The following is a 13,006-nucleotide window of genomic DNA, read 5'->3' on the forward strand; positions in this document are numbered from 1 at the left end:
TATTATTTAAAGATGATAAATTTGAAAAAAATAAAGCCAATTATACTAATTTTTTTAATAATAATAATAATTTCTGGATGTATAATCTATACTCAAACCATAAATTCATCAAACAATCAAATATCATCAAATAGTTCTATCCAAATAAATGGACAATACGATCAAGAAAATGATGTTGCTGCATATATTGAAAAATTCGACAAACTACCAGATAATTATATAAGTAAATCAGATGCAAGATCTCTTGGATGGCATGGAGGATATTTAGAACCTTATGCCCCTGGAAAGAGTATTGGTGGGGATTATTTCACAAATCGTGAGCGAGTATTACCTCAAGGAAAAGAATACATAGAATGTGATATTGATACAAATGGATCAAAAACTAGAGGAGCTAAAAGAATAATTTATTCACCCGATGGAGATATATATTACACAGATAACCATTATAAAACTTTCACCAAATTAAATTAAAATTGAGGAAAATGATGAAAAAAATAATACTTAACGGAAAACTCATGGAAAACAATCCTCATGAATATATGAAAAAAAGCTTAAATTTTCCAGAATATTATGGTAAAAATTTAGATGCATTATTCGATTGTTTAAGTGAAATAGGTGAAAAAACTGAAATAACCATCATATATTCCAAAAAAATTAAAAAAACGATTATAACTACTTTTAAAGATGCAGAAAAAGAAAATCCATACTTATCAATCAAAATTGAATAAATAATCTTAAATTATTTATTACAAAAACTATGATTCTAAAAATAATAGATTATTGTTTGATTAAAAAAATAATATTATATAATATAATTTATAAAATTTAGAATATTATATAAATTATAAATAAAATGATTTATTTTTAAATTTTTATTAATTATTACTAAAAAAGGTGATTTAATGCGAGTATTAATTATTCACTCTGATTATTTAAAATATAATGTTAAAAACAAAACCTCAATGGCCGAAGAAATAAGTGAATCTCAAAAAAATGGTTTATTCAATGAATCATTAGTTGTTTTCACTGCAGTTGAAAAAAAAGATGAAATAAATCCTAAAGGAATAGTAAAAAATTTAGTTAAAGAAATAATTAAAACTAATGACCAAGTTAAAGCGGAAAATATTGTTTTATACCCTTATGCTCATTTATCTAATTCCTTAAGTTCACCTGAAACTGCTATAAATATATTAAAAGATACTGAAGAAGCAATTAAAGAAAAAGGATTAGAAGTTAATAGAGTACCTTTCGGATGGTATAAAGCATTTGAAATTTCATGCAAAGGACATCCTTTATCTGAACTTTCAAGAACTATTACTGCAGAAGAGGATGAAGAAGATGAAGAAAAGGATGAAAAAGGTCCAAAATCTAAATTTTATATTATGTATAATGATGAAATCATAGATACAGATAAATTCAATTATGAAAATGAAGATTTAGAAAAATTAACACAATATGAATTAGGTAAAGGTTCAAGTGATGAAGGAGAACCTCCTCATGTTAAAATAATGAGAGAAAAAGAATTGTGTGATTATGAAAGTGCATCCGATGTAGGGAACTTAAAATGGTATCCTAAAGGACGTTTAATACGTGATTTATTATCTGATTACGTTTACAACTTAGTTTTAGATCAAGGTGCAATGCCTATTGAAACTCCTATATTTTATGATTTATCAAACCCTGCAATAAGAGAGCATGCTGCTAAATTTGGAGAAAGACAATATAGAACAAATACTAAAAAAGATTTAATGCTAAGATTTGCTTGTTGTTTCGGAGCATTCAGAGTATTAGGAGACTCATTCTTAACATGGAAAAATTTACCTGCAAAAGTATATGAACTTTCCACATATAGTTTTAGATACGAAAAAAGAGGAGAAGTTGTAGGGCTTAAGAGATTAAGAGCGTTTACAATGCCAGATTTCCATAGTTTTTGTGCAGATATGGACTCTACATTAGAGGAATTCGAGAAACAGACAGAAATGTGTATTCAAACTGGATACGATTTAGATGTTAATTATGAAGTAATATTTAGAGCAACAAAAGAATTTTTCGACCAACACAAAGAATGGATGTTTAAAACAGCAGCAAAAACTGGAAAACCAATGCTTTTAGAAATATTACCAGAAAGAAAACATTATTGGAGTTGTAAAATTGATTTTGCTGCAATTGATTACTTAGGTCGACCAATTGAAAATCCAACAGTACAAATAGATGTTGAAAGTGGTAAAAGATTTGACATTAATTATCTTGGAGAAGATGGTCAAGAACATCACCCAACTATTTTACATTGCAGTCCAACAGGAAGTATAGAAAGAGTCATTTGCAGTTTACTTGAAAAAACCGCCAAAGAAATTAATGAAAAATCTCCAATGTTACCAACATGGTTAGCTCCAACACAAGTAAGAATACTTCCGATTAGTGATAAACATGTTGAATATGCTGATAAATTAGCTGATAAAATATCTGAAAATAATATTAGAGTAGATATAGACAACAGTGAAGATAGAATTGGTAAAAAAATTAGAAATGCTTCTAAAGAATGGATTCCATATATTTTCGTTATTGGAGACAAAGAATTAGAATCAGAAACTTTTTCAGTAACAGTTAGAGAAAGTGGTGAAAAGGTAGATATGAATTTAAATGATTTAATTAATGAAATAAATTCTAAAAATAAAGGATTACCATATAGAAGATTACCTCTCCAACGTTACGTAAATAATAGAATTAGATTCAACTAATCAAAAAATTTAAAATTTAAATTAATAGCTAAATATATTTTTAGCTATTTTAACACTATTTTTTTATATTTAAAGAAATTAAAAAACTTATTTTCAAAAAAATTTATTATTTGAAAAATATTATATATTACATTAATTCATAAATTAATATAGTATAAACATACTCATAGAAATTTTATAATTTTATCTATTTAAAAAAATTTAAAGTTTCATTAAAAAAATATATTTAGGTATTTTATATTAATATCGGAGGACATTAAATATGTATAGAATCGGTGAAGCCCTTATTGGGGATGGAAATGAATTAGCTCATGTTGATTTAGTTATTGGTGAAAAAGAAGGTCCTGTTGGAAGTGCTTTTGCAAACAGTATGACACAATTATCTATAGGTCACCCCCCTTTACTTACAGTTATTAGACCAAACTTATTAACAAAACCTGTAACATTAATTATTCCTAAAGTTACAGTTGGAGATTTAGATGATGCAAGTAAAATTTTTGGACCTGCACAAACAGCTGTAGGACGAGCAGTAGCAGATGCAGTTGAAGAAGGATTAATACCAAAAGATAAAACTGAAGATATCGTGCTTATGGTAAGTGTATTCATAGATCCTAAAGCTGAAGACTTTAGAAAAATCTACCAATACAATTATGGTGCAACTAAATTAGCAATTAAAAGAGCAATGAAAGGCTACCCAAATATAAATAAAGTATTAGCAGAAAAAGATAGAGGAACCCACCCAATAATGGGATTCAAAGTAACAAGATTATGGAACCCTCCATATTTACAAGTTGCTCTTGATTTAGATAATCTAAACGCTATGGAAAGAATAATCGATCAATTACCAGACCGAGAAAGAATCATTATTGAAGCAGGAACACCACTCGTTAAAAAATTTGGTGTTGGTGTAGTAAGTAAAATTAGAAAACTTAGACCAGATGCTTTCATTATAGCAGATTTAAAAACTTTAGATGTTGGAAGAGTAGAAATAAAAATGGCTGCAGATGAAACTGCAGATGCAGTAGCTATATCTGGATTAGGAACAATTGAATCTATAGAAAAAGCTATACATGAAGCCCAAAAACAAGGAATATATTCAATCTTAGATATGATGAATGTAGATGATTTCACTGGAAAAATAAAACAATTAAAACCTGAACTTAAACCAAATATAGTGCTCTTACACCGAAATGTTGACCTTGAAACAACAAAAGCTGAAAAAGGTGAAGATACTAGTGAAATGACTGAATGGGGAAACATTAGAGAAATTAAAAAACTTATAGGAAACGGATTAATAGCAGTAGCTGGAGGAATAACTCCTAATAAAGTTGAAGAAGCTATTGATAAAGGTGCAGATATTATTATTGCAGGAAGATATATTATTGGATCTAGAGATGTAAGAAGATCTGCAGAAGATTTCTTAGAACACTTCCCAGTAGACCCTGACAATATGAGATTAGCTTTAGATGAAGACGAAAATATTTAAAACTTAAATATTCTTTTAAAATGAATAATTAAATTTAAATATTTTTTCTATTTTTTCCATTTTTAAACAATAAAAATAAGAGGTCATTTAAATGGTATTTTGTAATTCTTGTGGAAAACCAATGGTAGAAAAAGAGTTTGGAACTAATATAGATGGATCTAAAAATCATGACTATTGTAATGAATGTTACCAAAATGGGGAGTTTACAGAACCAAACATCACACTTGAAGAAATGATAACAAAAAATGTTAAAAAAATGTTAAACAAAAATCCTAGAGCTGATGAAACAATGTTTACTGGAGTATTACTACAAAGTTTACCGGGTTTAAAAAGATGGAGTAATCAACTTGAAGAAGAATAATTTTTCTTAATCAGATTTATATAAAATAAAATTTCTAAATTTATTAGCTAATCCTTTCTGATATATTTCACCGATTTTAGCATTTTCTAATTCAGATTGAAGTAAATCATTTTTTTCTAAAAGAGAGATGTATGATTTTTGAAGTTCTAAAAATTCAGCATCAGAAGGAATTTCATCCACAACATCTTCATCCTCAATTTTTTCTGAATTTAAATTTTCAATTTCTTTATTTAAATAATCTATTTTTTTATTAAGATTATCAATAATAGAATCCTTAATTTTTATATCCTCATTTAATTTTTTTGTTTCTTCTTTTAAGATGTGATTGTGAAAAGATAAAGCTACAGCTACATCATCTTGTGATTCTAATTTATTTTTATCAGAATCATGTAAGATAACAACTTCTTCATCATCATTGAAAATATTTTGTTGTTTAGGTATTGTGATTTGAACCTGCTCGGTTTTATATTTCTTTTTCTCACCATCTTTAAGAGTTCTTGTATACTCTCTTGAATATTTTTTCACTTTACCTTTGGCATAATCCATTACTAAACCTCTAAAAGAAAAATTTATTATAATTATTTTGTTTTTTCATATATTAAAAATTTTTCAAAAAATATAATAAATTTAAGATAAATAGAATTAATTATGATTTTAGGAATATGTGGGAGTCCACGAGACCAAACTACAAATTATGTATTAAACATTGCTTTAAGTAAATTAAAAAATAATTCTTTTAAAACAATAGATTTTGAAGTTAGAGGTAAAGATATTCATCCATGTCAACATTGCGATTACTGTTTAAAAAATAAAAAATGTATTATTGAAGATGACATGCAAGAATTATATCCTTTAATCGAAGAAGCAGAAGGGTTTATAATAGCTACTCCTATTCATTGTGGAGGAATAAGTTCACAAATTAAAATGATTATGGAAAGATGTCGGGCTTTAGAAGCTAAAGATTTAAAAATTTTAAGTGGAAAAACTGGAATGAGTATAGCGGTAGGTGGAGATAGGGTAGGTGGCCAGGAATTAGCTATCCAAGAAATAAATACCTTTTATATAATTCATAATATAAATATAGTTGGAGGAGGATCATTTGGAGCTAATTTAGGTGCTTCATTTTGGTCAAAGGATTCCTTAGAAGAAATTAAAAAAGACAAATATGGTTTTGAAACTTTGAATAGAACTATAAATAATTTCATGAACAGTTTAAAAAAAAGTTAAAATAATTTCTTAAAAATAGTATTAAACAATTAAGTTTATTAACAAAAAAAAAGTTAAATTAATAAAGTTATATAATATTTTTTTAAATTATTTTTTAAATTATAAATTTCTTTTTAGGTGAATTAATGGCTTCTAAATTAGCTAAAGGTAGTATAATAATTTTCATAGGAAATATAATCTTTCGTGTCGGAGGTTATGTTTACCGTTTTTTAATGGCAAGTCTTTTAGGGCCATCTGCTTATGGTATACTTGGTTTAACATTACCATTCCAAGGAATTTTTCAAATTTTAGCTGCTGGAGGACTACCCCCTGCAATTGCTAAATATGTTTCAGAATATAATGCATTAGATAAAAAAGATTTAGCTAATCAAACAGTTTATACTGCATTGAAAATCATGGCATTTTTAGGTATTGTTATGGGATTACTGATGGTTTTCATTGTAGCTCCTTGGTTAGCTGACTTTTTTGGTAAACCTGAAGTTTTATTACCTTTACAAGCAGTAGGGCTTATAACTCCTTTTAGTGTTATTGTTGGAGCTTATCGGGGAGCATTTCAAGGGGTTTATAAGATGGATTACATTTTATACACCCGTGCTATTGAACAGTTATTCATGATAATATTTGCTGTAGCTTTAGTTATGATTGGATTATCTGCATTTGGTGCAGTATTAGGTAGTGCTTTAGGATTTGCATTATCTGCTTTATCTGCTTATATTATTTTTAAGAAGCATATGGGAAAATATATAAGAAAACCTAGCCCTGATTTTGAATTTAGTAAAAAACAAGAGATGGAATTAGCTTTTAGTCTTATTTCATTTTCAATACCAGTAACTGTTGCAGCATTAGCTGAAATGTGTATATATAGTGCTTGTACAATTATTATGGGTTATTTTTTAACTTCAGAAACAATTGGTTATTATACCGCTGCAGATCCTATTGGTCGTTTACCATTGATGATTTCTTCTTCTCTTGCAACAACAATTTTACCTGCTGTATCCGAAGCATTTAGTTTAAAAAATAAAAACCTTTTAGGAAAATATGTTACAAATGTATATAGGTATGGGATGGTTTTTGTAGTTCCAATGTGTGTTGGAATTGCCATGTATGCAAAAGAGATAATAGGTTTAGTATATTTCACTAACCCTGCATACATAGCTGGAGCAGGTGCTTTAGCTGTATTAGTTATAGGAATGACATTTTATTCAATGTTTACAATTTCATCTAGTATAGTTCAAGGAATAGGGAACCCTAGAATACCTATGTATTTATTATTATTTGGAACTCTTGTCACAGTACTATTAGGATATTATCTTATCCCAATTTATGGAATTATTGGAGGATCATTAGCGATAACTATTGCATCATTAGCAATGATGATACCTATGTTAATTGTTACATTCCATATTACAAAAACAAAGGCACCTATAGGATTTTTTACAAAGATAATTATTGCATCAATTATTATGGCTATACCAATATATTTCATACAATTCTTTTTAGGTCATAATACTGTAGGATTAATTTTAGGATTAATTATTTGTCCCATAATCTACACAATTTTTTTAATAGCTTTTAGAACATTAAACCCTGAGGATATTAATGCTGCAAGAACTTTTGGAAATAAATTTGGGCCGTTAACTAAATATGTACAAAAATTCATAAATATTTTAGAAAGATATGTATAAAAATAAAAATTAAATAGAAAATTTTTTAAATTATATTAAAAACATAATAACATATTACATAAATAAAGATAAAAATATTTGGAGATTATTTTTAATTAGTAATTATTTATAGAAGGGTAAATAAAATGACTGAGGTAAAAGCAGGCGTAGAATATAAAATTAGTATAGATGATAATTCATTTTTACTGAATAGTAAAAAATTCGATTTATTAAAGTATATAAATAATACAGGATCTATTACTGAAGCTGCAAAATTAACTAAAATTTCATATCGAACTGCATTAAATTATATTAGTAAGATAGAATCTAATTTAGAAATTGCAATTGTAAGCACACAAAAAGGTGGAAGTGGTGGGGGAGGAAGTGCCACTTTGACTTCTGAAGGTAAAATGATTTTAAAAGAATGTAAAAAAATCAATGCAATTATGGAGTTACATCGAGACGTTAATGAGATTGAAGCTAATATAATAAGTATTGATAGACCTAAAGGTATTATGAAAATTGAATTGAATCCACAAGTTCAATTAACTATTCCATTAAATGAAAATTATAATGTTGGAGATAAAATTTTAGCTTTGATTAGCTATGATAATATTTTCATAATGTTGAAACCTCAAGAATCTAGTATTAGAAATATATTTAAAGGTCAAATTATTGAAATGAAACTTGAAGGTGAAATGATCAGAGTTAAAATTGATATTGGTGGAACCGATATTTTCTCAGATATTACTGTATCTGCAACTAAAGAATTAAATTTAACTTTAGGAAAAGAAATTTATATTGGTTTTAAAGCGGTGTCAGTAGCGACTTTGAAATTATAATTAAATAAATTTTTATTTATTTTCTTAGTTTTTGTGAGGGGATTTATATTTTAAAAATTAAAATAGATGAAGATAAATGTACAGGATGTGGTAACTGTGAAGAAATTTGTCCTAAAAGTGGGAAAATTTGGAAAATTAATACCGTTGCACATGTATCTCATTTAGAATATTGTCATGTTTGTACTTTATGTGCCATGAAATGTCCAGTAGACGCTATTAAAATTATGAGAAATGCTCCAAGGGAATAAATTATTAAAGCATTTATTAATTTAATTAAATAAAATTTTTATACATAATATAAAAAATTTAAAAATGGGATTCAAATGGAAAGAACAGCAAAAGTAAATAGAAAAACATCAGAAACCGATATCAATATAGAACTTAATATTGATGGTGAAGGAAATTATGATATAGATACTGGAATAAACTTTTTTAACCATATGTTAGAATCTTTTTCAAAACATAGCTACATGGATTTAAAAATAAAAGCTATTGGAGATATTGAAGTAGATGATCACCATACAGTTGAAGACATTGGAATATTATTAGGTACTGCATTTAACAAAGCAGTTGGAGACAAAAAAGGAATACGAAGAATGGCAGATGCAACAATCCCAATGGATGATTCAGTAGCAAAAATTGCAATTGATATTAGTGGAAGAAATTATTGTAATATGGATTTAAAATTCAAAAATGATAAAATCGGAGACATGACTTCAGATATTATTATACATTTCTTTGAATCATTTGCTAGTAGTGCAAAAATCAATATTTATGGAACAGTAAAAGGGTCAAATGATCACCATAAATCAGAAGCATTATTTAAAGCATTCGCTAAATCATTACATTATGCTTGTATTATAGAAAATGATAAAATTCCTAGTACTAAAGGAGTTTTATAAAAATAACTATTTTTTAAAAATAATCTCTAAAAAAAGTATAATTAAATTTATTTAACTATTTTTCTTAATTAATAAAAAAAAATAAAAAAAGTAGTAGCTAAAAAAAGCTACTTATAATAATAGTATTTATTGTGGTTTTTCAGTTAATACAGTTTTAGAACCAGTAGATCCATCTTTCATATGTGGAGTTCTTAAAACAGTATCGTTAGCTTTTTCAATTTCTCTTGCTTCAGTTGCTAATTTAGCAGCTTGGGAAGCAGTTTCGTGTGCAGCTTCTACAAGGTATATGAATTTTTCAAAGTCTTGTACCATGAAACAACCTTTAAGATCTAAGTCTGCAACGTGTTCAGCCATAGTGTATGCTGCAATAGCTTTAGCTTTTGCGTATGGGTTAGAGAAATCACCTGCGTCAGCAGCTTTTTCAGCAGATACAACTAATTGAGGTAATTCTATTTCTTTACCTGCTTCTGCTTGTTCAATCATACCATCAATAGTGTTTTGTATTAATCTGTAAGCTCCAGTACAAGCTAATACTTTAATAAGATCAGAGTTGAAAGAAGCCATTTCAGTTGGGTCTAAAAATTCTCTTCTAGCACCAATCATAGAGTCAGCTTTAACTATGATGTATCCTATTCCTTGTTCTTTCATTTCATCTTTAGCTTTAAGTCCAGGAGTATCTCCAATAATCATTGCAGGTACATCTAATTGAGATAATAATTCTCTTGCTTTAGCTGGTCCTGGTGCTGTAGGATTTGGACTTGTGAATATACAAAAGTCTGGGTCAAAGTCCTTTACTTTAGGAACAACTTCTTCTGTTTGTTCTGGGCTCATTTTAGCTCCAGAACTGATTATTCTTACGTCAATATTTGGTCTGTCTGCTCTTTCATCTAATAAAAGTTCGAGAACAGGTGAACTTGCTATATTTCCACTTTTTATAATTCCAATTTTAACTACCATATTATCACAAGAATAAATCTATACTTTAAACTATTTAAGTACTTTTGTTAAAAAGATACCGGTAAGTTTATATATTAGAACATATTGAGAAAGTGAAATATGTTCAAAAAAGAGTTAAACATTGAATAAATAAATATTTACCTATATTTCTTTCTTTGATTCCATATTTTTTTTGTAGAACTTAAACCACTTTTATTTAATGAATAATTAAAATTATTTATAATATCAATTAAATTATCAATAGCAATTTGACTATTTTCTATTAAATCCTTACTGTTAGATTTAGATAAATTATTAATAACATGACCAATATCCTCAATACTGACAATTGGAATATTTAAATCATTAGCTAAATCAACACTAGCATGATCTTTATGAAAACCTTTTATTTTAATACTAGGAATTTCAAAAATACCCGCTTCAATAGTCATTCCCATACCCGCAGCATAAATTAAAATTTTAGCATGATGAAGATAATCATATAAATCCACATAATTATCTAAAACATTAATATTAAAAGAGCTAACTAAACTTTCAACTAATTGTTTATCAAATCGATATGGGGCAATGATTATAGGATAATTTAAACTTTCACAAACCTGTATTAATTTTTCAAGATCATTATCTCTTAAATCACCACCTAAAACAAGTAAAATATAATCATCAGTTAATTTTAAACCATTTTCACTTAAAATTTGTTCTTTTGAAATATTTTTATGATTTTTAATGGAATCAATAACATAAGATACCATTGGATATCCACCAATATTTAGAACATTAATTAAATTATAATGATTTTTTAAATAAGAAACATATTTTTCAGAGGGAACAGTAACCAAATTTGCATGAGAAATAATTTCAATTGGGTTATAAATATCTTGTTCTATATGAATAATAGGAATATGTAAAAAATTAGCAACCAAAATAGATTTTCTAACATCCCCTGCATTTCCGGCAGTGATAAGAAGATCTATATTTTTACCTCTCATTGCGGAAAAAGCTTTTAAAAAGTCCTTAAAAATTAAGTAGGATAATTTTATATTAGAATTTTTTTTCTTATTAGATCCTCTACCTTGACCTATTGAAAAACATTCATCACAAAAAGGACTTAAAATATTTTTTACACTATCTCCATGATATAAACCTATTATTTTAGAATTTTCCCAATTTAATTTATTTTTGGATTCTAATAATTTAATTTTTTTAATAATAGGAATAATTGTTTTTGCAGGTGTGATTTCTGCCGCAATTGCAATTGTCATTAACTTTTTTTTATTTGACATTTTTTTCCTCATTAAAAAAATTAATTTTATAAAAACCTATAAAAATTAAAAAAATACATATAGCATAAAAAATCCAAACTACTAAATCGGTTGGTCCTGTTTCAATCCAAATTAATGTTTGAGCTAGAACAACTGCATAAAATGCAGTGAAAATGTCTTTTTTATATTTTTGTATTATATATAAAAATTTTAAAATTAGACCTAATAAAAACATTTGTATACCCATACCCATAATTCCAAAATCTAAAGTTGCAGGACCAAAAATAGTGGAAGTTATTGAATGATTTTCATTAAGAACAGCTTGCCCTACAAGAACTCTTGGATCTACTGAATTAAAAAATCCAGACAAAGTAGAATAGAAAAGATTACCATGAGTTAAAAATTGTCGACGTGTTACTTTATCAAATATATTTAAAGTAAATCCTGCCCTATAAGAAACTAATTCTAATGGACCAATTCTCCAATGTTGGGTAGAAATAGATTTAATAGCAATGAAACCTATTAAAATAAATAAAATTATTATTATTAAAATAAATATTAATTGATGTTTAGTTTCAAAATTTCGAGTATAATATAGAGTTATGAAAGTAGACAATAGAATAGCTATTGGAGTAGTTCTATAACCTGTTAAAACAAATAAAAATAAACCTAATATTAACAATAAATAATGTGAGTTTCTATTAAATTTAGCTAAAAGCAAATTGATTCCAGGTAAATAAATTATATAAGAAATTAACCAAATTTTAGTAGCAGCTTTAGTTTTTAAATAGCTACTAAATAATGGTATACCTCCTAATGAAATTAAATTAATTATCTGTAGAACAATACCTAAAATAACTATAAATAATAATAAAGATTCCATTCTAGAATAATTTCCAAAAAATGGAAGTTTTTCAAGATTTTTTTTAGGTTTAAACTTAAAATTCTCTATTTTATTTTTGAAAGAATTATTGAATTTATATAATATATTAGGAGTAAAGGTTCCTAATATAAAAAGTACTAATCCAAATAATATAAAAAAGTACATTGGTATTTCAGGAGTATGTAATTCTGTTGTTATATACCAAGTTGGTAATGCAATTAATACAAATAAAACGATTGCAAATACAATAATTAGTGGATTAAAAACATCTATATTTTTTAAATAAGATTTAATATTATTCATAAAATCACATTTTTTTTATTAAAAACTTAAGAATTATAATTATGTTTATTATTAATTTTATATATCAATAATGTTACTATTATTTTTTATTAAAAAAATATTAATTAAATATTATAAATTTTTTCTATTAGATCTAAAAATATATTATTAATATTTTTATGAATTAATAGAATTATATTAGATAAAAAAATTTTAAATTTTAAAGAAAACAAAAAGAAAATCCCAAAAATAGTAATAATATTATTTTTAAAATTATTAAAAATATTAATTTTTTATGTTAATAACATTACAATGACTTAAAAAAATGATAACTTAAATGTAATATCAAAAGTAAAAATTGTTAATAAAAAGCTGTTAACATGACAACTCACTGATATTATC

Annotated in this window: 14 protein-coding genes; 10 read left to right on the top strand and 4 right to left on the bottom strand. The window is 26.2% G+C overall.

Annotated features, from left to right (window positions below):
- Positions 1-12 precede the first annotated feature (12 nt).
- The 5 genes from BP997_RS04465 (at position 13) to BP997_RS04485 (ending at position 4,585) form a co-directional block, all read left to right on the top strand.
- Complete coding sequence (locus tag BP997_RS04465; RefSeq protein WP_413825468.1) at positions 13-471, top strand: ribonuclease domain-containing protein; 459 nt, start codon at positions 13-15, stop codon at positions 469-471.
- Positions 472-485: 14 nt separating this feature from the next.
- Positions 486-728, top strand: a complete 243-nt coding sequence (locus BP997_RS04470; protein ID WP_413828900.1) for a barstar family protein — start codon at positions 486-488, stop codon at positions 726-728.
- Positions 729-902: 174 nt separating this feature from the next.
- On the top strand, positions 903-2,738 hold the full coding sequence (locus tag BP997_RS04475) for a threonine--tRNA ligase (protein WP_409198315.1): 1,836 nt from the start codon (positions 903-905) through the stop codon (positions 2,736-2,738).
- A gap of 262 nt (positions 2,739-3,000) precedes the next feature.
- Entirely contained in the window at positions 3,001-4,224 is a 1,224-nt protein-coding gene (locus tag BP997_RS04480) for a bifunctional 5,6,7,8-tetrahydromethanopterin hydro-lyase/3-hexulose-6-phosphate synthase (protein WP_413828902.1), read from the top strand.
- Between the two features lie 91 nt (positions 4,225-4,315).
- Entirely contained in the window at positions 4,316-4,585 is a 270-nt protein-coding gene (locus BP997_RS04485; protein ID WP_409198313.1) for a zinc ribbon domain-containing protein, read from the top strand.
- 6 nt (positions 4,586-4,591) lie between these two features.
- Here BP997_RS04485 and BP997_RS04490 read toward each other — a convergent pair whose 3' ends face one another.
- Complete coding sequence (locus BP997_RS04490) at positions 4,592-5,131, bottom strand: hypothetical protein (RefSeq protein WP_409198312.1); 540 nt, start codon at positions 5,129-5,131, stop codon at positions 4,592-4,594.
- Positions 5,132-5,230: 99 nt separating this feature from the next.
- On the opposite strand from BP997_RS04490, the gene BP997_RS04495 reads away from it, so the two are divergent.
- From BP997_RS04495 to hisB, 5 genes are all read left to right on the top strand, one after another.
- Positions 5,231-5,812, top strand: a complete 582-nt coding sequence (locus tag BP997_RS04495; RefSeq protein WP_409199050.1) for a flavodoxin family protein — start codon at positions 5,231-5,233, stop codon at positions 5,810-5,812.
- A 125-nt stretch (positions 5,813-5,937) separates the two neighbouring features.
- Complete coding sequence (locus tag BP997_RS04500) at positions 5,938-7,497, top strand: flippase (RefSeq protein WP_413825456.1); 1,560 nt, start codon at positions 5,938-5,940, stop codon at positions 7,495-7,497.
- Between the two features lie 125 nt (positions 7,498-7,622).
- The gene (locus BP997_RS04505) at positions 7,623-8,318 is read left to right on the top strand and encodes a winged helix-turn-helix domain-containing protein (protein ID WP_409198310.1); all 696 of its coding nucleotides are present in this window, start codon (positions 7,623-7,625) and stop codon (positions 8,316-8,318) included.
- 56 nt (positions 8,319-8,374) lie between these two features.
- Positions 8,375-8,566, top strand: a complete 192-nt coding sequence (locus BP997_RS04510) for a 4Fe-4S dicluster domain-containing protein (RefSeq protein ID WP_413826783.1) — start codon at positions 8,375-8,377, stop codon at positions 8,564-8,566.
- A 75-nt stretch (positions 8,567-8,641) separates the two neighbouring features.
- Positions 8,642-9,220, top strand: coding sequence for an imidazoleglycerol-phosphate dehydratase HisB (hisB, locus tag BP997_RS04515; RefSeq protein ID WP_413826780.1), 579 nt, complete (start codon positions 8,642-8,644; stop codon positions 9,218-9,220).
- Between the two features lie 126 nt (positions 9,221-9,346).
- Here the strand turns inward: hisB and BP997_RS04520 are convergent, their stop codons facing one another.
- From BP997_RS04520 to BP997_RS04530, 3 genes are all read right to left on the bottom strand, one after another.
- Entirely contained in the window at positions 9,347-10,177 is an 831-nt protein-coding gene (locus BP997_RS04520) for a F420-dependent methylenetetrahydromethanopterin dehydrogenase (RefSeq protein WP_413826785.1), read from the bottom strand.
- Positions 10,178-10,314: 137 nt separating this feature from the next.
- On the bottom strand, positions 10,315-11,460 hold the full coding sequence (locus BP997_RS04525) for a hypothetical protein (protein WP_413828904.1): 1,146 nt from the start codon (positions 11,458-11,460) through the stop codon (positions 10,315-10,317).
- Positions 11,450-12,625: an oligosaccharide repeat unit polymerase family protein gene (locus BP997_RS04530; RefSeq protein ID WP_413828906.1), complete on the bottom strand. Its 1,176-nt coding sequence runs from the start codon at positions 12,623-12,625 to the stop codon at positions 11,450-11,452. The genes BP997_RS04525 and BP997_RS04530 overlap by 11 nt, the downstream gene beginning before the upstream one ends.
- Between the last annotated feature and the right edge of the window lie 381 nt (positions 12,626-13,006).

Origin of the sequence: Methanobrevibacter sp. UBA412 (assembly GCA_002495685.1) — an archaeon.
Lineage (GTDB): Archaea > Methanobacteriota > Methanobacteria > Methanobacteriales > Methanobacteriaceae > Methanobrevibacter_A > Methanobrevibacter_A acididurans.

Coding starts and splice junctions, on each gene's coding strand:
- BP997_RS04505 (WP_409198310.1), top strand. CDS start 7,623: ATGACTGAGGTAAAAGCAGGCGTAGAATATAAAATTAGTATAGATGAT.
- BP997_RS04470 (WP_413828900.1), top strand. CDS start 486: ATGAAAAAAATAATACTTAACGGAAAACTCATGGAAAACAATCCTCAT.
- hisB (WP_413826780.1), top strand. CDS start 8,642: ATGGAAAGAACAGCAAAAGTAAATAGAAAAACATCAGAAACCGATATC.
- BP997_RS04480 (WP_413828902.1), top strand. CDS start 3,001: ATGTATAGAATCGGTGAAGCCCTTATTGGGGATGGAAATGAATTAGCT.
- BP997_RS04490 (WP_409198312.1), bottom strand. CDS start 5,131: ATGGATTATGCCAAAGGTAAAGTGAAAAAATATTCAAGAGAGTATACA.
- BP997_RS04500 (WP_413825456.1), top strand. CDS start 5,938: ATGGCTTCTAAATTAGCTAAAGGTAGTATAATAATTTTCATAGGAAAT.
- BP997_RS04475 (WP_409198315.1), top strand. CDS start 903: ATGCGAGTATTAATTATTCACTCTGATTATTTAAAATATAATGTTAAA.
- BP997_RS04525 (WP_413828904.1), bottom strand. CDS start 11,460: ATGTCAAATAAAAAAAAGTTAATGACAATTGCAATTGCGGCAGAAATC.
- BP997_RS04530 (WP_413828906.1), bottom strand. CDS start 12,625: ATGAATAATATTAAATCTTATTTAAAAAATATAGATGTTTTTAATCCA.
- BP997_RS04465 (WP_413825468.1), top strand. CDS start 13: ATGATAAATTTGAAAAAAATAAAGCCAATTATACTAATTTTTTTAATA.
- BP997_RS04485 (WP_409198313.1), top strand. CDS start 4,316: ATGGTATTTTGTAATTCTTGTGGAAAACCAATGGTAGAAAAAGAGTTT.
- BP997_RS04520 (WP_413826785.1), bottom strand. CDS start 10,177: ATGGTAGTTAAAATTGGAATTATAAAAAGTGGAAATATAGCAAGTTCA.